We start from the raw sequence: 19,170 nt of genomic DNA, 5'->3' as shown, positions 1-19,170 counted from the left end.
ACGGGACCGCCGCCTACGACGGAGGTAGAGCACATGCCACGGAACGAACCGACACGGATCACCGGCGAATGGGACGACGGAGGGGACCGGCCGCGACGGAGCAAGGTCGTCCGTTACGGCGTTCCGGTCGCGGTGGCGGGGGTGGCGGCAGCGACGATCGGGCTGGTCCCGGCGTTCGCCGGCTCCCCCGACCTGCCGGAGATATCCGCTCAGGACCTCATCGCCAAGGCAGCGGCGTCGGACGTGCAGCAGCTGTCCGGCACGGTACAGATCAGTACCGACCTCGGCCTGCCGGAGCTGCCCGGCGGGATGAGCGCCGGTGCGTTCGGCGGCGCGGGAGGGGACAAGGACGGCGGAGCCGCCGACCCCAAGGACAAGCTGATGGAGCTGGCCTCCGGCACGCACACGCTGCGGGTGGCCGCCGACGGCGCCGACCGGCAGCGGGTGTCGGTCCTCGACAAGGCCGCCGAGTACAGCCTGGTCCGCAACGGCGACAAGGTATGGGCGTACGACAGCGGCAGCAACACCGCCTTCCGCGCCACCGGCCCGAAGGCCGAGAAGCACGCGGCGCCGCGGTCGATGGGGGACATGACCCCGCAGAAGCTCGCCGAGGAGGCCCTCGCGGCGGCCGGTGACACCACGTCGGTCACCGTCGACGGCACCGCCAAGGTCGCCGGCCGGGACGCCTACCAGCTGCTGATCAAGCCCAAGCAGTCCGGCTCGACCGTCGGCTCGATCCGCATCGCGGTCGACGCGCAGAACGGCGTACCGCTGCGCTTCACGCTGGCCCCGAAGAGCGGCGGCGCACCGGTCGTCCAGGCGGGCTTCACCTCCGTGGACTTCGCCAGGCCCGAGGCCGGCACGTTCGCGTTCAAGCCGCCCAAGGACGCGAAGGTCATCGACGGCGACGAGGTCCGTACGCAGCACGACCGCAAGGCCGAGGACCGCCCGAACAAGCTCCCCGGCGTCCTGCCGCACGGCCTGGGCGAGGTGGGCGGCCGGGACTCCGGCGGCATGGATGTCATCGGCCACGGCTGGACCGCGATCGCGAAGATCGACGGCGGCGGCAAGGGCCAGGGCGAGAAGGCGGCCCCCGGGGGCAAGCCGGGCGCCACCGGCGACGCCGCCAAGTTCCTGGACTCGATGGGCGAGAAGGTGACCGGCAGCTTCGGCTCCGGGCACGTCTTCAGCACCCGCCTGGTGAACGCCCTGATGACGGACGACGGCACGGTCTACGTCGGCGCCGTCGACCGGCAGACCCTGGTCAAGGCGGCGAACGCGGCGAAGTGACCGCGGTGGTGGCACCCGGCCACCACCCGGTGATTCCGGCAGACGGCCGGGGGCACGTCCGCGCTGAGTGCGCGGCGGTGCCCCCGGCCCCGGATCGCAGTGGGGGAGTGCATGGCGCCACCGTCGTCGGACGGGGACCGTGGAGCGGCACCGGAGACCGGCTTGGATCAGGAGGGCGGCTCGGTACCGGAGGGCGGCGAGGCCGGTCCGCCCGTCATCGAGACGCGCGGGCTGACCAAGGCGTACGGGAGCGGCCGGCCGGCCGTCGAGGGGCTCGACCTGTCCGTGCCGCCCGGCAGCATCTTCGGCTTCCTCGGCCCCAACGGCTCCGGCAAGACCACCACCATCCGCATGCTGATGGGGCTCATCCGGCCGACGGCGGGCAGCGCCCGGCTGCTCGGCGAGCCGATGCCCGCGGCCGCGCGGCGGGTGCTGCCCAGGGTCGGCGCGCTCATCGAGGGCCCGGCCCTCTACGGCTTCCTCACCGGCCGGGCCAATCTGCTGCGGTACGACGCCGCCGATCCGACGGCCGACCCCCGTACCCGGCCGGCGCGGGTGGCCGCAGCCCTGGAGCGGGTCGGTCTGGCCGCCGCGGCCGGCAAGCGGGCCCGCGCGTACTCGCTCGGCATGAAGCAGCGGCTCGGGCTCGCCGCAGCGCTGCTCCAGCCCCGCGAGCTGCTGATCCTGGACGAGCCGACCAACGGCCTGGACCCGCAGGGCATGCGCGAGATCCGCGGCCTGGTGCGCGAACTGGCCGCCGACGGCACGACCGTCTTCCTCTCCTCCCACCTCCTGGACGAGATCGAGCAGGTCTGCACGCACGCCGCGGTGATGTCCCGCGGCCGGCTGATCACCCAGGGCACGGTCGCCGGACTCGCGGCCGGGGCGCGCGGCCGGCTGGCCGTCACCACCCCGGACACCGCGGACGCCGTACGGGTCCTCAAGGAGCAGGGCCTCTCCGACCTCGTGGTCACCGGGGACCGGGTGACGGGGGAGCTGCCGCCGGGGCCGGGCGGGGAGGAGCCGGATCCGGCCGAACTGAACGCCGCGCTCGTCGCGGTCGGGGTACGCGTCCGCGGCTTCGGGACCGAACGCGCCTCACTGGAGGACGTCTTCGTGGCACTGACGGGAGAGGGCTTCGATGTCGCGGGGTGACACGGCGGTGCGGGGGAAGGGGCGGGGCCAGGCGCGTACGCCGGACCGGGCGGCAGACGGGGAACGGGGCGCGGCCGGTGTGCGTGCCCCGCGCCCGCTGTGGTCGCTCGGCCTGCTGCGCAACGAGCTCGGTACGACGTTCCGGCGGCGCCGCACGCTCATGCTGCTCGCCGTACTGGCCTGCGTACCGGTCCTGGTCGGGATCGCGGTACGGGTCCAGACCGCGGACGGCGGGCGGGGCGGCCCTGCCTTCATCTCGCTGGTGACCAACAACGGCCTCTTCCTGGTCTTCACCTCGCTCGCGGCCACGCTCCCGGTGTTCCTGCCGATGGCGCTGGCGGTGGTCGCCGGGGACGCGGTCGCGGGCGAGGCGGGCGCGGGGACGCTGCGGTACCTGCTGGTCGCGCCGGCCGGGCGGACCCGGCTGCTGCTCGTCAAGTACGTCACCGCGCTGGTGTTCTCGCTGGCCGCGACCCTGGTGGTGGCGGCCTCCGCGCTGGCCGTCGGCGCGCTGCTGTTCCCGCTGGGCGAGGTCACGCTGCTGTCGGGTACGGCCGTGCCGTTCGCCGAGGGCCTGCTGCGGGCGCTCGCCGTCGCGGGCACGGTCGCGCTGTCGCTGACCGGGGTGGCGGCGCTGGGCCTGTGCGTCTCCACGCTCACCGGGAGCGGGATCGCGGCGATGGCGACGACGGTGGGGCTGGTGGTCACCGTGCAGATCCTGGACACCCTCCCCCAGCTGGCGCCCGTACAGCCCTACCTCTTCCCGCACTACTGGCTGAGCTTCGCCGACCTGCTGCGCGCCCCGGTCTACTGGGACGACATCCGCGCCAACCTGGGCCTCCAGGCGGTCTACGTACTCGTCTTCGGCTCGGCGGCATGGGCCCGCTTCACCACGCGGGACGTCACGGCCTGAGGGGTCGGCGAGGGCGCGTGGTCCCTGGCCCCCGGCGTCTGGCTCCCGGCCCCTGGCCGGTTACGGCCTGAGGGCCGGTTACGGCTTGGCGGGGGACGGGGTCGTGGTCGGTTCGGTGGCGGCCGCCTCCGCCACGGCCTCCGGGCCGGCGCCCTCCGCCACCGCTTCGGCGGCCGAGGCGCGGGCGGTGGCCAGTGCGGCCCGGGACGAGCGGGCCGTGCGCAGCGCATCCCAGGTCAGGACGGCCAGGGCGAGCCACACCAGGGCGAAGCCCGCCCAGCGCTCGGGCGGCATGGTCTCGTGGAAGACGGTGAGGCCCAGCACGAACTGGAAGGTCGGCGCGAGGTACTGAAGCATGCCGAGCACCGACAGTGGCAGCCGGACCGCGGCCATGCCGAAGGCGATCAGCGGCAGCGCGGTGGCGAGGCCGCTGCCCGCGAGCAGCAAGGCCTGGCCGGTGCCGCCGCTGACGAGCCCGGACTCGCCGCGTACGCCGAGCAGCACGAGGCAGGCCAGCGCGGGCAGGAACTGGATCACCGTCTCCGTGCTGAACCCCTCGATGCCGCCGAGCTTGATCCCCTTCTTCACCAGGCTGTACGTGGCGAAGGAGAACGCGAGCGTGAGCGCGATCCACGGCACCCGGCCGTACGCGATGGCCATGATCAAAACCGCCAGCGTGCCGACGCCCACCGCGGTCCACTGCAGCGGGCGCAGCCGCTCCCGCAGAAAGAGCACGCCGAAGGCGATGCTGACCAGCGGGTTGATGAAGTAGCCGAGGGACGCCTCCAGCACGTGGCCGGTGTTGACCGCCCAGATGTAGAGGTACCAGTTGACCGAGATGACGGCGGCCGCGACCACGATCAGGCCGAGCCGCTTCGGCTGCCGCAGCAGCGGGCGTATCCACGACCAGCGGCGCAGCGCGGCCAGCATGACGAGGACCACCGGCAGCGACCAGGCCATGCGGCTGGCCAGGATCTCGGTGGCGGAGGCGGCGGACAGCAGGTGCCAGTAGAGGGGGAGGAAGCCCCACAGGCCGTACGCGACGAAGCCGTAGACCAGGCCGGTGCGCTGGTCGGACTGAGCGGACAAGGGTTCCTCCTGGGCGGGACGGACGCGATACGGCGCGGCTCTTCGAAAGGTAGCGCCGCTCGCCCCGCCTGTCATGCCCGTATCTTAAATACGGTCGTTACAGATCCGGATCCGGGCAGGGGCGGACGCCGGGGGAGGGCGCGGGGCCCCGTACGGCGGGGCCTCGGGCATCCGGCCGGGCCTCGGGCACACGCGGCCGCCCCCGACGCGGCTGCCCTCGGCCACACGCACCGCTGCCCGGGACCGGTACGTGAACCGGTCCCGGGCAGCCGGGAAACCGGGGCGGCCGTGGCCGCCCCGCGAGGCGTCAGCCGACGACCGTCCAGGTGTCGTTGCCTGCGAGCAGGGTGGCGAGGTCACCCTTGCCCTTCTGCTCGATGGCGGCGTCCAGCTGGTCGCTCATCTCCGTGTCGTAGACGGGCCGGTCCACGCTGCGCAGCACGCCGATGGGCGTGTGGTGCAGGGTGTCCGCGTCGGCGAGCCGGGAGAGGGCGAAGGCCGTGGTGGGGGAGGGGTTGTGCGCGTCGTGCACCAGCACGCCCGCGGTGCCCTCCTGGGTGACGTCGACGACCCGCAGGTCGCCCGTGGCCGGGTCGCGCACGACGCCCTTGGAGCCCAGGCCGTCCTCGGCAGGCACGCCGAACCGGATCGGTTGCCCGTGCTCCAGCTGGATCACGGCCTCCTGTGCCTGCTCCTTGTCCTTCAGCGCCTCGAACGCGCCGTCGTTGAAGATGTTGCAGTTCTGGTAGATCTCCACCAGCGCCGTGCCCGGGTGTTCCGCGGCCTGGCGGAGCACCGAGGTGAGGTGCTTGCGGTCGGAGTCGACGGTGCGCGCGACGAAGGACGCCTCGGCGCCGATCGCCAGCGAGATCGGGTTGAAGGGCGCGTCCAGCGACCCCATCGGCGTCGACTTGGTGATCTTGCCGACCTCGGAGGTGGGCGAGTACTGCCCCTTGGTCAGCCCGTAGATCCGGTTGTTGAACAGCAGGATCTTGAGGTTGACGTTCCGCCGCAGGGCGTGGATGAGGTGGTTGCCGCCGATGGAGAGCGCGTCGCCGTCACCGGTGACCACCCACACCGACAGGTCGCGCCGGGACGAGGCGAGGCCCGTGGCGATGGCCGGGGCACGGCCGTGGATGGAGTGCACCCCGTAGGTGTTCATGTAGTACGGGAAGCGGGAGGAACAGCCGATGCCGGAGACGAAGACGATGTTCTCCTTCGCCAGGCCGAGCTCGGGCATGAAGCCCTGCACGGCGGCGAGGATGGCGTAGTCGCCACAGCCGGGGCACCAGCGCACTTCCTGATCGGACTTGAAGTCCTTCATGGACTGCTTGGCCTCGGCCTTGGGCACCAGGGAAAGCGCCTCGATCTGCGCCGCACCCTCCGCGATCGTCTCAGTCATTGATGGCCTCCTTCGGGCCCTGCTTCATTACCTCTTGGAGGTGGGCGGCGAGCTGCTCCGCCTTGAACGGCATCCCGCTCACCTGGGTGTGCGACTGGGCGTCCACGAGGAACTTCGCCCGCAGCAGCGTCGCGAGCTGGCCCAGGTTCATCTCGGGAACGACCACCTTGTCGTAACGCCCCAGCACCGCACCGAGATTCCCCGGGAAGGGGTTGAGGTGACGCAGGTGGGCCTGGGCGATCTCGCCCCCGGCGCGGCGCACCCGGCGTACGGCCGCGGTGATCGGCCCGTACGTCGAACCCCAGCCGATGACCAGGGTGTCGGCGGTGCCCGAGGGGTCGTCGACCTCCAGGTCGGGCACCTCGATGCCGTCGATCTTGGCCTGCCGGGTGCGGACCATGAAGTCGTGGTTGGCCGGGTCGTAGGAGATGTTGCCCGTGCCGTCCTGCTTCTCGATGCCGCCGATGCGGTGCTCCAGGCCCGGCGTGCCGGGCACCGCCCACGGCCGGGCCATGGTCTGCGGGTCGCGCTTGTACGGCCAGAAGACCTCGGTGCCGTCCGCCAGCTCGTGGTTGGGCGAGGTGGCGAACTGCACGCGCAGGTCGGGCAGTTCGTCGACCTCCGGGATGCGCCACGGCTCGGAGCCGTTGGCCAGGTAGCCGTCGGAGAGCAGGAAGACCGGCGTGCGGTACGTCAGCGCGATACGGGCCGCGTCCAGCGTCGCGTCGAAGCAGTCCGCCGGGGTGCGCGGCGCCACGATCGGCACCGGCGCCTCGCCGTTGCGCCCGTACATCGCCTGCAGCAGGTCGGCCTGCTCGGTCTTGGTCGGCAGGCCCGTCGACGGCCCGCCGCGCTGGATGTCCACGATCAGCAGCGGCAGTTCGAGGGAGACGGCCAGGCCGATCGTCTCCGACTTCAGCGCCACCCCCGGGCCTGAGGTGGTCGTCACGGCCAGCGCGCCGCCGAACGCCGCGCCCAGCGCCGCGCCGATGCCCGCGATCTCGTCCTCCGCCTGGAACGTCCGCACACCGAAGTTCTTGTGCTTGGACAGCTCGTGCAGGATGTCGGAGGCCGGGGTGATGGGGTACGAGCCGAGGTAGACGGGCAGGTCCGCCTGGCGGCCCGCGGCGACCAGGCCGTAGGACAGCGCGAGGTTGCCGGAGATGTTCCGGTACGTACCCGTCGGGAACGCCTTGGTCGCCGGCGCCACCTCGTAGGAGACCGCGAAGTCCTCCGTGGTCTCACCGAAGTTCCAGCCCGCCCGGAACGCGGTGACGTTGGCCTCCGCGATCTCCGGCTTCTTGGCGAACTTCTGCCGCAGGAACGCCTCGGTGCTCTCCGTCGGTCGGTGGTACATCCACGACAGCAGACCGAGCGCGAACATGTTCTTGGAACGCTCGGCCTCCTTCCGGGAGAGGCCGAAGTCCTTGAGCGCCTCGATGGTCAGCGTCGTGAGCGGCACCGGGTGGACGTTCCACGCCTCCAGCGAGCCGTCCTCCAGCGGGCTGGTGGTGTAACCGACCTTCGCCATCGGGCGCTTGGTGAACTCGTCGGTGTTCACGATGATGTCCGCGCCGCGCGGCACGTCCGCGAGGTTGGCCTTCAGTGCCGCGGGGTTCATCGCGACCAGGACGTTGGGCGCGTCACCGGGCGTGAGGATGTCGTGGTCGGCGAAGTGCAGCTGGAAGCTGGAGACGCCGGGCAGCGTGCCGGCGGGGGCGCGGATCTCTGCGGGGAAGTTCGGCAGCGTGGACAGGTCGTTGCCGAACGAGGCCGTCTCGGAGGTGAACCGGTCGCCCGTGAGCTGCATTCCGTCACCGGAGTCGCCCGCGAACCGGATGATGACCCGGTCCAGCCGGCGGACCTCCTTGCCGGCGCCGTTCTCCGTCGCGGGGGCTTGCGACCGCTCTCCCGCGAGTGCACCGTCGGTCTTGTCGGCTGGGCTACTGACCTGGCTGGTCACTGCTTCGGACCTCCCTCGGGGCCTTGGGTGTCCCCGCCATGGGCAGGGCATCCGGGACGCATCGTGCGGACCTGTCGTCCCACGGCCATCGTACGTCTGTAAGGGTCGCCTTCCTGGAGGCGATCACATGGTGGACGTGAAAATGAGACGCCGTGCTCGCATCGTGGACGCGCGAGCGAGGTGCCGCTCTGTCGTACTTCGTCATGAATTATCCGCCCCCCGCGGCTTCTTCTGTAGACGCTCCGTGCTTCAACGCTGGTTCAGCGCTCCGTACTCCGTGCCGGAGTGGCGCCCCCGCACCGGCGCCATTGACTGACAGGGTGTCAGTCGATCAGGAATTGAGGTAGGTGAGTACCGCAAGCACGCGGCGGTGATCCCCGTCACTCGGGGCCAGGCCGAGCTTGAGGAAGATGTTGCTGACGTGCTTCTCCACCGCGCCGTCGCTCACCACCAGCTGCCGGGCTATCGCGGAGTTCGTCCGCCCCTCGGCCATCAGTCCCAGCACCTCACGCTCCCGCGGCGTGAGACCGGCCAGTACGTCCTGCTTACGGCTGCGGCCCAGCAACTGGGCGACGACCTCGGGGTCGAGGGCCGTGCCGCCCTCCGCCACCCGCACCACCGCGTCGACGAACTCACGCACTTCTGCTACCCGGTCCTTGAGCAGATAGCCGACGCCCCGGCTCGAACCGGCCAGCAGCTCCGTCGCGTACTGCTCCTCGACGTACTGCGACAGCACCAGTACTCCCAGGTCGGGGTGGTCCCGACGGAGCCGGATCGCGGCGCGCACGCCCTCGTCCGTATGTGTCGGTGGCATACGGACGTCCGCAACGACCACGTCCGGCGACTCCCCGCCGTCCGCCAGCTCCCCGATGACCTTGATCAACGCCTCGGCGTCCCCCACCCCCGCGACGACCTCGTGCCCCCGGTCCGTCAGCAGGCGCGTCAGCCCCTCTCTCAGCAGCACCGAGTCCTCGGCGATGACCACCCGCACGCTGTTCTCCACGATCTCGGCTCCCCCACCCCGTTCTGATTCGACGTGCTTCAGCATCCCAGGATTCGGACGCGTGTGTCGGATCACCGTGCGGGTTGTGGATAACTCGGAATGGCCGGTTGTGGACGGCCGCGTGAGCGGGCGAAAAGCCGTACGATCACCGGCCCGCGGGCGCGGTACGCCGAACGGCGGAGGCGGGTGTTCCCCCTCCGCCGCGCGAGGTGCTACCCGCCCCGTCTGGCCGCCGCCCGGTGTCAGTCGCGCCAGGGCAGCTCCGCCGTGACCGCCGTCGGCCCGCCCGCCGGCGAGTCGACGACCAGCAGCCCGTCCACTGCGTCCAGCCGCTCGGCCAGCCCCGCCAGGCCGCTGCCGGACCCGGTGTGCGCGCCGCCCCGACCGTCGTCGGAGACCAGCACCATCAGCCGGTTCTCGGTCCGCCACACGTCGACCGACGCGCTGCGCGCGGCCGCGTGCTTGGAGACGTTCTGCAGCAGTTCGGAGACCGTGAAGTACGCGATGCCCTCGATCGCAGCGGCGGGCCGCGCCGTCAGGTCCACGCTCACCTCCACCGGCACGGTGCAGCGCGCGGCGAGCGCCGAGAGCGCCGGGCCCAGGCCGCGGTCGGTGAGGATCGCGGGGTGGATGCCGCGGGCCAGGTCGCGCAGCTCCTGGAGCGCGATCTTCACCTCGCCGTGCGCCTCGTCCACCATGCGGGCCGCCGCCTCCGGATCCTCCTGGAGCTTCTCCTTGGCCAGCCCGAGATCCATGGCCAGCGCCACGAGGCGGGCCTGCGCGCCGTCGTGCAGGTCGCGTTCGATGCGCCGCAGGTCGGCCGCCGCGGTCTCGGACACCGCCGTACGGTCCGACTCCAGCTCCGTGACCCGGTCGGCCAGCCGCGAGGGGCCGAGCAGCCCGTGCACCAGCAGCCGGTCCACCTGGCTCAGGCCACGCACCGTCCCGCCCCAGACCAGGACGAGGAGCAGTCCGACGACGCTGGTCACGGCGATCTCGCCGGGGGTGTCCAGGTAGCTGCCGTGCGTCCCGTCGCCGTAGAGCTGGATGCCGTCCTGGCCGAGGTACATCGGGAAGGTCCAGCGCCACAGCGGGTACGTGAGGAGGCTCCAGCCGGCCGTCCACAGCGTCACCGCGACGGAGAACGCGAAGACGGCCCACGGGAAGTGCAGCAGGCAGTAGAGGAAGTGCCGCCAGGACGCCCCGCTCTTGAGGACGCCGCCCACCCGGCTCATGAGACCCGGCCGGCCGGTCCGCACGGGCTCCGGGGCGCGGACGTCCAGCCCGAGCAGGGCCCGCGCCCGTACCCGCTCCACGGCGCCGAGACCGCGGCAGCCGACGAGGCCGGCGGCCAGCACCGGTATCCCGAGGAAGGTGATCAGCAGCCCCGCGCCGAGCGAGAACATCGTGACCGCGTAGCTGAACATCACGACGGCGACCGGCAGGCCGAGCAATAGATGCAGGAACTCCCGCCAGGTACGGCCGGAGAAGGGCGCGCGCAGTACGAAGGGGATGCGGCTCGTGCCGCGTCCTTCGGGGGCGTGCGGTGCCCGGGGTGCCGGGCCGTATGCGGTGTCCATGGCGTCTCGTCCCGTCCGTTCTGCCGGTGTGCAGCGTTTTGTGGTCGCCCTCGGGAGCCGGGAGCCGGATGCCGGTTGGCGGGCGCTTCGGTGGTCGTGCACGTCCACCTTGTCCGTTCCGGGGCGGAGGGGACATGGAGCCGGTCGGCGTCTTGAACCTCGGGTTTTCCCCACCCCACGCGACGGGCGGACGTCAGGGCGCGCTGCGCCACGGCAGTTCGGCCGTGACCTGCGTCGGCCCGCCCGCCGGCGAGTCGAGGACGAACAGCCCGTCCACCGAGCCGAGCCGGTCGGCCAGGCCGGCCAGCCCGCTGCCCGCGTCCGGCCGCGCCCCGCCGCGCCCGTCGTCGCGCACCTGGAGCAGCAGCCGGTCCCCGGACCGCCACACCTCCACGGAGGCGCTGCGCGCGGCCGCGTGCTTGGAGACGTTCTGCAGCAGTTCGGAGACCGTGAAGTACGCGATGCCCTCGATGGCCGGCGCGGGCCGCGCCCCGATGTCCACCGTGACGGTGACCGGCACCGTGCAGCGCGTCGCGAGTGCCGACAGGGCCGGCCCGAGACCGCGGTCGGTGAGGATCGCCGGGTGGATGCCGCGGGCCAGGTCGCGCAGCTCCTGAAGGGCCAGCTTCACCTCGCCGTGCGCCTCGTCCACCATGCGGGCCGCCGCGTCCGGGTCCTCCAGCAGCTTCTCCTTGGCCAGCCCGAGGCCCATGGCCAGCGCCACGAGGCGGGCCTGCGCGCCGTCGTGCAGGTCGCGTTCGATGCGCCGCAGATCGGCCGCCGCGGTGTCCACGACCGCGCCCCGCCCCGACTCCAGCTCGGCGATCCGCCGCTCCAGCTCGTCGGAGGGCGACAGCAGCCCCCGTACCAGCGCCCGGTCCACGTTCGACAGCCAGCGCGCCAGCCACGGCAGCGCCGGCCAGGCCACGAAGAGCGACACGAAGGTCAGCGTGAAAGTCAGGACGCCCCAGGGCAGCCGCACGAAGGCGTGCAGCGCGTGCCGCCAGCCGACCGGGTCCTTCAGATGCGCCCACAGCCAGGGGAAGAAGCCCGGCTCCCGGACGAGCGGCGGGCTCGGCAGGCCGACGCGCACCCCGAGGAGCACGCGGGCCCTGGCCCGCTCCAGCCTCCCGTACTGCCGGCAGCCCAACAGGACCAGAGCGAGCAGCGGCAGCCCGATGACCGTGACCGACAGCCCCAGGCTCGCCACGAGGCAGCCGACCTGCAGCCCGAAGGCCACCACGGCCACCGGCAGGTTGCACAGCAGATGCGCGATCTCCCGCCAGGTGGCGGCGCTCAGGGCCGCGCGGGGCGGGGGCGGGGCAGGGGCCACGCCGTCGTCAACGCCGGCATCGGCGTGCGTACCCGGGTCGGAGGTCACCGTCATGCCGGTCAGCTTGCCGGGACGCGCGGCCCGGTGCCATGGGGTGGATAGGTGGGGCGAAGTAGGGATATCCCCACCTTCCCGCAGATGGGACTGCTCGGCCGGACCCCCGCAGGGCCTAGACTCCCGTGCGTACAGATCGTCGAAAAATTTCGGCGAAAGCGGTTGCAGAGGGGTGGCCGGACGCCTACGGGGCGTGAAGGCGACCCGCTGCACACGAGCAGTCAGGGAGCGAGGGGCGGACGTGCCGGACACGACCGTACGCACCATCAGCGCCGCGGACTACTTCCAAGGCTATTCGGCCGTCGGGCTCATCGCCGTGATCGGTGTGCTCTTCGTGGCCGTGGCCTTCGGGGCGGGCCGGCTGATGCGTCCAGTGGTGCCCACACCCGAGAAGCTGCTCACGTACGAGTGCGGCGTGGACCCCGTGGGGGAGGGCTGGGCGCACACCCAGGTCCGCTACTACGTCTACGCCTTCCTGTACGTCATCTTCGCCGTCGACTCGATCTTCCTTTTCCCCTGGGCGACGGTCTACGCCGCCCCTGGTTTCGGCGGCATCACGCTGGTGGAGATGTTCATCTTCCTCGGCTTCCTCGCCGTCGGCCTGCTCTACGCATGGAAGAAGGGCGTCCTGGAATGGACGTGACCCCCGCCTCCGCGGCCAACGGAGCCTCGCCGGGCCCCGAGCTCCTGCCCGAGCCGCGCCGCCTCGGCCCGCTGGCCCGTCTCGCCCCCGAACCGATGAAGGTGGTCCTGAACTGGGGCCGCCGCTACAGCCTGTGGGTCTTCAACTTCGGGCTCGCCTGCTGCGCGATCGAGTTCATCGCCGCCTCCATGGCGCGCCACGACTTCATCCGGCTCGGCGTGATCCCGTTCGCGCCCGGCCCGCGTCAGGCCGACCTGATGGTCGTGTCCGGCACGGTCACGGACAAGATGGCGCCCGCGGTGAAGCGGTTGTACGAGCAGATGCCCGAACCGAAGTACGTGATCTCCTTCGGGGCCTGCTCCAACTGCGGCGGCCCGTACTGGGACTCGTACTCCGTCACCAAGGGCGTCGACCAGATCATCCCGGTGGACGTGTACGTACCGGGCTGTCCGCCGCGCCCCGAAGCGCTGCTCCAGGGCATCCTCAAGCTCCAGGAGAAGATCGCCCGCGAGTCGCTGGGCGAGCGCTACGGCCACGGCGGCAAGGCCGGTAAGGCGGGCAAGCGCGCCGGCCGGGCGTCCACCGAGGCGCTGCGCAGCGGCCTGGTCGCTCCGCCGACGCCGCCCGCCGCGACGGACCGGCCGTCGGCCGCACAGCCGGATGCCGGGCAGCCGGGCGCCGGGCGCCGGACCGAGCAGCCGTCGTCCGAGCAGACCGGGGAGGACACCCGATGACGGCCCAGCCGCCAGAGCCGGGCACGCCCGAGGAGCCGACGGGCACGGCACCTGAGAAGGCCGAGAGCGCTGCGCCCGAAGGGGCCTCCGCCGAAGCGCCCGAGGGCGCCGGGACTGCCGAGGCCCCGCCCGCTCCTCCCGCCCCTCCCGTGGGCTGGCTGCCGGAGCCGGCCGAGCGGATCTTCGGTGCCGGGGCCACGGCCGAGGAGGCGTACGGCCTGCTCACCGTCGACGTACCGGCGACCGCCTGGACCGACGCGCTGACCGCCGCCCGGGACGTCCTGGGCTGCACGTACTTCGACTGGCTGAGCGCCGTCGACGAGCCCGGCACGGGCTTCCGCGTCTGCGCGCACGTCGCCGACGTGTCCCGCCCCGGCGGGGCCCGGCGGCTCCTCGTACGGACGACCGTGCCGCACGAGAAGGCCGTGCTGCCCACGGCGATCGACGTGTACGCCGGCGCGGGCTGGCACGAGCGCGAGACGCACGAGATGTTCGGCGTGGAGTTCGCCGGCCACCCGGGCCTCACGCCGCTGCTGCTGCCCGAGAACTTCGAAGGCCACCCGCTGCGCAAGGACTTCGTGCTCGCCGCGCGGGTCGCCAAGGCGTGGCCGGGTGCCAAGGAGCCGGGCGAGTCCGAGCACGGCGGCCCCAAGCGCCGCCAGATGCTGCCGCCGGGCGTCCCCGATCCGAACGAGTGGGGCCCGCTCAAGGGCCAGCTGCCGCCCGCTCCGGCCCGTCCGGCACGCGGGGCCGCCCGCGGCGCCCGAGCGGCCGGCGGTGCCGGTGCCGCGGGGCGTGCGGGGGCCGGCCGGGCGGCCGGTGCGGCCGGTGCGGCCGGTGAGCGTCCGGCCCGCCGGACGCGCAGCGCGAGCGCCGGTTCGGCGAGCCAGCAGGCCGCGGCGGCCACCGAGAAGCCCGAGTCCAAGGGCGTCGAGCCGCCGAAGGACACGGAGGCCCCGAAGGCCGCCGAGGCCGCCAAGGAAGCGGCGGCCGACCCGGCTCGTACGCCGGAGGCCGGTGCGTCCGAGGCCGGCGCCCCTGGGGCCGGCGCGCCGGAGACCGGTACGGCGGCGTCCGCCCCGCGGACTGCTCCGCGCTCCTCGGACGCACCGTGGCACCATGCGCGTCCCGCGTTCGAGGCGAAGACCCCGGGGGCCGAGTCCCCGGGGGCCAAGTCCTCGGATGCCGAATCCTCCAGGACGGAGCCCCCCGAGGCGCGGCCCGCCGAGGCGTCCCCCAAGGAGGCCTCTGAGGAGGCCCCCAAGAAGGACGCTCCCCAGGACGAGGGCGGCGCTTCCGAGGACGTGCCGGCCGACGCCCCCGAAGGCACCGCCCGGCCCGCAGGCGCCGAAGGCGCCCACGGCGCCACCCGCACCGAACGGACCGACGGGTCAACCGACGACGAGACAGGAGGCGGCACCCCATGAGTGACACGCTCGCGATCGTGCTCCGCGTGCTCGCCGTCTTCGTGGTCTTCCTCGTCTTCCCGCTGGTCATCGGGCAGACCGAACACAAGGTCATGGCGCACATGCAGGGCCGTCTCGGCCCGATGTACGCCGGTGGCTTCCACGGGTGGGCGCAGCTGGTCGCCGACGGCGTGAAGTTCGCGCAGAAGGAAGACATCGTCCCGACGGGCGCCGACCGCAGGATCTTCCAGCTCGCGCCGGCCGTCGCCCTGCTGCCGTACCTCCTCGTACTGATCGCCATCCCGGTCGGCCCGGGCAACGCGGTCGGACAGGCGCTCGATGCGGGTGTCTTCTTCGTGCTCGCGGTGATGGGCGTCGGCGTCCTCGGCTCCCTCATGGCGGGCTGGGCGTCGGCGAACAAGTTCTCGCTGCTCGGCGGTCTCCGTACGGCCGCGCAGCTGCTGGCGTACGAGCTGCCGATGCTGCTCGCCGCCGCGTCCGTCGCGATGGCCGCGGGCACGCTGTCGCTGCCCGGCATCCTCGACGCCTTCCACTGGTGGTGGGTGCCGTGGCAGATCGTCGGCGGCCTGGTGTTCTTCACGGCCGGGCTCGCGGAGCTGCAGCGCCCGCCGTTCGACATGCCGGTGGCCGACTCGGAGATCATCTTCGGCGCTTACACCGAGTACACCGGGCTCCGCTTCGCGCTCTTCCTGCTCGCGGAGTACGCCGGCATCGTCGTGCTCTGCGCGCTGACCGCGGTCCTCTTCCTGGGCGGCTGGCACGGTCCCTTCGGCGCCGACGGGCTCGGCTGGCTCTGGATGCTGCTGAAGACCGCCGTCCTGGCCTTCGGCGTCATCTGGCTCCGGGTCAGCTACCCGCGTCTGCGCGAGGACCAGCTGCAGAAGCTCGCCTGGACCTGCCTCATCCCGCTCGCTCTCGCCCAGATCGCCCTCACCGGCGTCATCAAGGTGGTGATCTCGTAATGGGCATCCCCGGCTCCGGCCTCGCCAAGGGCCTCGCCGTGACCCTCCGGACCATGACCAAGCGCACGGTCACCGAGCAGTACCCGGACGTCCAGCCCGAGCTGGCACCCCGTACCCGTGGTGTCATCGGGCTGTTCGAGGAGAACTGCACGGTCTGCATGCTGTGCGCCCGTGAGTGCCCGGACTGGTGCATCTACATCGACTCCCACAAGGAGACCGTGCCGCCGGCGGCCCCCGGGGGCCGCGAGCGCAGCCGTAACGTGCTCGACCGCTTCGCCATCGACTTCTCGTTGTGCATGTACTGCGGGATCTGCATCGAGGTGTGTCCGTTCGACGCTCTCTTCTGGTCGCCGGAGTTCGAGTACGCCGAGACCGACATCCATGAACTGACCCACGAGCGCGACAAGCTGCGCGAGTGGATGTGGACGGTGCCCGAGCCGCCCGCGCTCGACCCGGGCGCGGAGCAGCCCAAGGAGATCACCGCCGCGCAGAAGGCCGCCGACAAGCTGGCGGCCCAGCAGGCCAAGGAGGCCGAGGAGGCCCGGCAGGCTGCCGAGCAGGCCGGCGGGACCGGCCCGGCCGAGGGGGAGGAAGCGTGACGCTCGCCGCCGCAAGCCACGGCTTCCTGACGCCCAGCGGCGTGGAGATCGCGTTCCTCCTCGTCGGCATGGTCACGCTCGGCGCGGCCGTGGTCACCGTCACCACCAAGCAGCTGGTGCACGCCGCCCTGTGGCTGGTGGTCGCCCTCGGCGGGATCGCCGTGGAGTACCTCCTGCTCACCGCGGAGTTCATCGCGTGGGTGCAGGTGCTCATCTACGTCGGTTCCGTGGTCGTCCTCCTCCTCTTCGGACTGATGCTGACCAGGGCGCCCATCGGCCGTTCCCCGGACGCCGACTCCGGCAACCGCTGGGCCGCGCTCCTGGTGGCCGTGGCCTCCGCGGCAGTACTCGTCTGGGTCGTCGTCGACGCCTTCCGGGCGTCCTGGATCGACCTCGACGCCGTCCAGGGCTCCACCGAGGTCTCCGGGCGCAGCCTCTTCCAGCACTGGGTGCTGCCCTTCGAGGCGCTGTCCGTGCTCCTGCTGGCCGCCCTCGTCGGCGCGATCGTCCTGTCCCGCAAGGACGGGGCGGACACGCCGGACGGCCGGTCCGTACCGGGCGCCGCCGCGGCCGTCGTGCCCGACTCCGCACGCCGAGAGGGACAGCGCTGATGCATCTCGCCTACCCCGCCGTCCTCGCCGTCCTCCTCTTCTGCGTCGGCCTCTACGGCGTCCTCGCCCGGCGCAACGCGATCCTGGTCCTGATGTCCGTCGAGCTGATGCTCAACGCCGTCAACCTCAACCTCGTCGCCTTCGACGTCTGGCTGCGCGACGCCCTGCACGCCGGCCAGGCGCTCACCCTCTTCACGATCGCCGTCGCCGCCGCCGAGATCGGCATCGGCCTCGCGATCGTCCTGCTCGTGTACCGCAACCGCGGCAGCTCCGACGTCGACCGGCTCACCGACCTCGCCGAGCGCCCCGCCGGAGACGGCGCGGACGAGCATGCGCACCACCCGTCCGACCAGCAGGCGGAGGCCGCCGCGTGACGACCACGACCACCGCCGTCCTCGTCCCCCTCCTGCCGTTCCTCGGTGCCGCCTTCGGCCTCCTGCTGGGACGGCGCGCGCCCGGGTTCGTGCGGCCGCTGGCCGTCCTGCCGCCCCTCACCGCGGCCGTGCTGGCCGTCGTCGTGGCCGTACGGCAGGGCGGGGGAGCGGCCGTCGATGCGGCGACGGAGCTGACCCCGACCGGCTCGGTCCCCATCGAGCTGGCCCTGCACATCGACGGCTTCGCCGCCCTCGTGGCGGTGCTCGTCGGCGTCGTCGCCACGTGCGTGCACGTCTACTCCACCGGCTATCTGCGCGACGACCCGCGCTACGCCTCCTATGCCGCGCTGGTCTCCCTCTTCACCTCCGCGATGCTGCTCGTCGTCTACTCCGGCGACCTGATGGTGCTGCTGGTCGGCTGGGAGATCATGGGCATCTGCTCGTACTTCCTCGTCGGCCACTACTGGGAGACCGAGGCCGCCCGGTCCGCCTCCCTCAAGGCCTTCCTGGTCACCAAGCTCGGCGACGTCCCCTTCCTCTTCGGGCTCTTCGCGCTGGCCGCGGACGCCGGCACCTTCCGCATCACCGGCATCCTGAACGCCGTCGCCGGCGGCGACCTGCACCACCCGACGCTGGTCGCGCTGCTGCTGCTCGCCGGTGTCGCGGGCAAGTCCGCGCAGTTCCCCCTGCACACCTGGCTGCCCGACGCGATGGCCGGCCCCACGCCGGTCTCCGCGCTGATCCACGCCGCCACGATGGTCGCGGCCGGTGTCTACTTCATCGCCCGGCTCCTCCCGGTCTTCGCGGCGTCCGCCGCCGCGCTGGTCGTGCTCGCCGTGATGGCCGCCGTGACCATGGTCGGCTCGGCGCTCGCGGCCCTCGCCCAGGACGACATCAAGCGCGTCCTGGCGTACTCCACGGTCGGCCAGCTCGGCTACATGACCGGCGCGCTGGCCGTCGGCGACCGCGGCGCGGCCGTCTTCCACCTCCTCTCGCACGGCGCCTTCAAGGCGCTGCTCTTCCTCGGCGCCGGCGTGATCATCCACGCGGCCGGCACCAACTCGCTCGCCGCCATGTCGCGGATGCGCGGCCTGTCCAAGCGCATCCCCGACGCCTTCTGGACGGTGACCGTGGCGCTGCTCGCGCTCGCCGCGATCCCGCCCTTCGCGGGCTTCTTCTCCAAGGAGGCCGTCCTCGGCGCGGCCGAGCACGCCGCCGTCGGCGAGGCCCACCTCGCGTTCGGCGGTGCCGCCCAGGACCACCTCGGCTCCGTACCGACCGCCGCCGGCTGGACCGTCCTCATCGCCGGTCTGCTCACCGCCCTCCTCACGGCCGCCTACGCGACCCGCTTCTGGCTGCTCGCCTTCTTCGGCCGCGGCCCGCAGGAGGCCCCCGACCACGGGAAGCAGCCGCTGGTCATGAACGCCGTGCTGTGGGTGCTCTTCATCCCCACCGCCGCGTTCGGCATCGCCGCGCCCGTCCTCCCCGACTGGTTCGACGGCAACGAACTGGCGCCGACCCTGGTCACCTCCGTCCTCGGCACCGGCCTCGCGCTGGCCGGCGCGCTGATCATGTACGGCGCCTGGCGGCACACGACCGCGGTCGCCGCCCGCGCACCCCTCGGCGCGGTCGCGGTGGACCCGGAAGCCGCCCCCGCGGTCTCCGAGGAGGAGGCCATCGCCACGCACGCCGCGGCGTACGGCGACAACGCCGGAGCGCCGGACCCGGCCGACCCGGGCCGTCTCCTGCTCGGCCCGCTGCACGCCTCCGCCACCCGCGGCTTCCACCTCGACGCCGTCTACACCGCGCTCTTCGTCCGGCCCGTACGCGCCGCCGCCCGGCTCGTCCGCTTCCTCGACCGCGAGGTCGTCGACACGTACGTGCACGGCGCCGGCACCGGAGCCCGCTGGCTGGGCACGGCCGTCCGCCGGGCGCAGACCGGCAACGTGCAGACCTATCTCGGCGCGCTGCTCGCGGGCTCACTCGTGCTGGCCGTCGCCGCCGTCCTCGTCGCTACGGGCACGGGAGCCTGACACTG

The 19,170-nt window shown here is 72.6% G+C and carries 17 protein-coding genes; 11 read left to right on the top strand and 6 right to left on the bottom strand.

What is annotated here, in order from left to right:
• Nucleotides 1-33 precede the first annotated feature (33 nt).
• The 3 genes from ACIGQF_RS14800 (at nt 34) to ACIGQF_RS14790 (ending at nt 3,358) form a co-directional block, all read left to right on the top strand.
• A complete protein-coding gene (locus ACIGQF_RS14800; protein ID WP_399709827.1) occupies nt 34-1,290 on the top strand; it encodes an outer membrane lipoprotein carrier protein LolA in 1,257 nt (418 codons plus the stop codon).
• A gap of 111 nt (nt 1,291-1,401) precedes the next feature.
• Nucleotides 1,402-2,445: an ATP-binding cassette domain-containing protein gene (locus ACIGQF_RS14795; RefSeq protein WP_399709824.1), complete on the top strand. Its 1,044-nt coding sequence runs from the start codon at nt 1,402-1,404 to the stop codon at nt 2,443-2,445.
• Entirely contained in the window at nt 2,432-3,358 is a 927-nt protein-coding gene (locus tag ACIGQF_RS14790) for an ABC transporter permease (protein ID WP_399709821.1), read from the top strand. The genes ACIGQF_RS14795 and ACIGQF_RS14790 overlap by 14 nt, the downstream gene beginning before the upstream one ends.
• A 78-nt stretch (nt 3,359-3,436) precedes the next feature.
• On the opposite strand, the gene rarD is transcribed toward ACIGQF_RS14790, so the two are convergent.
• The 6 genes from rarD to ACIGQF_RS14760 all read right to left on the bottom strand — a co-directional run bounded on the left by rarD (nt 3,437) and on the right by ACIGQF_RS14760 (nt 11,782).
• Entirely contained in the window at nt 3,437-4,447 is a 1,011-nt protein-coding gene (gene rarD, locus ACIGQF_RS14785; RefSeq protein ID WP_399709818.1) for an EamA family transporter RarD, read from the bottom strand.
• Nucleotides 4,448-4,754: 307 nt separating this feature from the next.
• Nucleotides 4,755-5,849: a 2-oxoacid:ferredoxin oxidoreductase subunit beta gene (locus tag ACIGQF_RS14780; protein ID WP_399709815.1), complete on the bottom strand. Its 1,095-nt coding sequence runs from the start codon at nt 5,847-5,849 to the stop codon at nt 4,755-4,757.
• The gene (locus ACIGQF_RS14775; RefSeq protein WP_399709812.1) at nt 5,842-7,812 is read right to left on the bottom strand and encodes a 2-oxoacid:acceptor oxidoreductase subunit alpha; all 1,971 of its coding nucleotides are present in this window, start codon (nt 7,810-7,812) and stop codon (nt 5,842-5,844) included. The genes ACIGQF_RS14780 and ACIGQF_RS14775 overlap by 8 nt, the downstream gene beginning before the upstream one ends.
• A 331-nt stretch (nt 7,813-8,143) precedes the next feature.
• A complete protein-coding gene (locus ACIGQF_RS14770; protein WP_399710154.1) occupies nt 8,144-8,803 on the bottom strand; it encodes a LuxR C-terminal-related transcriptional regulator in 660 nt (219 codons plus the stop codon).
• 254 nt (nt 8,804-9,057) lie between these two features.
• Complete coding sequence (locus ACIGQF_RS14765; protein ID WP_399709810.1) at nt 9,058-10,395, bottom strand: sensor histidine kinase; 1,338 nt, start codon at nt 10,393-10,395, stop codon at nt 9,058-9,060.
• A gap of 193 nt (nt 10,396-10,588) precedes the next feature.
• Nucleotides 10,589-11,782, bottom strand: coding sequence for a sensor histidine kinase (locus ACIGQF_RS14760; RefSeq protein WP_399709807.1), 1,194 nt, complete (start codon nt 11,780-11,782; stop codon nt 10,589-10,591).
• Nucleotides 11,783-12,023: 241 nt separating this feature from the next.
• Here ACIGQF_RS14760 and ACIGQF_RS14755 point away from each other — a divergent pair, with 241 nt between their 5' ends.
• The 8 genes from ACIGQF_RS14755 to ACIGQF_RS14720 are packed head-to-tail and all read left to right on the top strand — an operon-like array spanning nt 12,024 to nt 19,165.
• The gene (locus ACIGQF_RS14755; protein ID WP_052864802.1) at nt 12,024-12,425 is read left to right on the top strand and encodes an NADH-quinone oxidoreductase subunit A; all 402 of its coding nucleotides are present in this window, start codon (nt 12,024-12,026) and stop codon (nt 12,423-12,425) included.
• On the top strand, nt 12,416-13,159 hold the full coding sequence (locus ACIGQF_RS14750; protein ID WP_399709803.1) for an NADH-quinone oxidoreductase subunit B: 744 nt from the start codon (nt 12,416-12,418) through the stop codon (nt 13,157-13,159). Before ACIGQF_RS14755 ends, ACIGQF_RS14750 begins: the two co-directional genes overlap by 10 nt.
• Complete coding sequence (locus ACIGQF_RS14745) at nt 13,156-14,586, top strand: NADH-quinone oxidoreductase subunit C (protein WP_399709800.1); 1,431 nt, start codon at nt 13,156-13,158, stop codon at nt 14,584-14,586. The genes ACIGQF_RS14750 and ACIGQF_RS14745 overlap by 4 nt, the downstream gene beginning before the upstream one ends.
• Nucleotides 14,583-15,548, top strand: a complete 966-nt coding sequence (locus tag ACIGQF_RS14740; RefSeq protein WP_399709797.1) for an NADH-quinone oxidoreductase subunit H — start codon at nt 14,583-14,585, stop codon at nt 15,546-15,548. Before ACIGQF_RS14745 ends, ACIGQF_RS14740 begins: the two co-directional genes overlap by 4 nt.
• On the top strand, nt 15,548-16,147 hold the full coding sequence (locus ACIGQF_RS14735) for a NuoI/complex I 23 kDa subunit family protein (RefSeq protein ID WP_399709794.1): 600 nt from the start codon (nt 15,548-15,550) through the stop codon (nt 16,145-16,147). Before ACIGQF_RS14740 ends, ACIGQF_RS14735 begins: the two co-directional genes overlap by 1 nt.
• On the top strand, nt 16,144-16,758 hold the full coding sequence (locus ACIGQF_RS14730) for an NADH-quinone oxidoreductase subunit J (RefSeq protein WP_399709791.1): 615 nt from the start codon (nt 16,144-16,146) through the stop codon (nt 16,756-16,758). Before ACIGQF_RS14735 ends, ACIGQF_RS14730 begins: the two co-directional genes overlap by 4 nt.
• Complete coding sequence (nuoK, locus tag ACIGQF_RS14725; protein ID WP_399709788.1) at nt 16,758-17,132, top strand: NADH-quinone oxidoreductase subunit NuoK; 375 nt, start codon at nt 16,758-16,760, stop codon at nt 17,130-17,132. The genes ACIGQF_RS14730 and nuoK overlap by 1 nt, the downstream gene beginning before the upstream one ends.
• The gene (locus ACIGQF_RS14720) at nt 17,129-19,165 is read left to right on the top strand and encodes an NADH-quinone oxidoreductase subunit L (protein ID WP_399709785.1); all 2,037 of its coding nucleotides are present in this window, start codon (nt 17,129-17,131) and stop codon (nt 19,163-19,165) included. Before nuoK ends, ACIGQF_RS14720 begins: the two co-directional genes overlap by 4 nt.
• The last annotated feature ends 5 nt before the right edge of the window (nt 19,166-19,170 follow it).

Source organism: Streptomyces sp. NPDC053560 (assembly GCF_044544605.1).
GTDB lineage: Bacteria > Actinomycetota > Actinomycetes > Streptomycetales > Streptomycetaceae > Streptomyces.
This window is presented reverse-complemented; position numbering and strand designations above follow the sequence as displayed.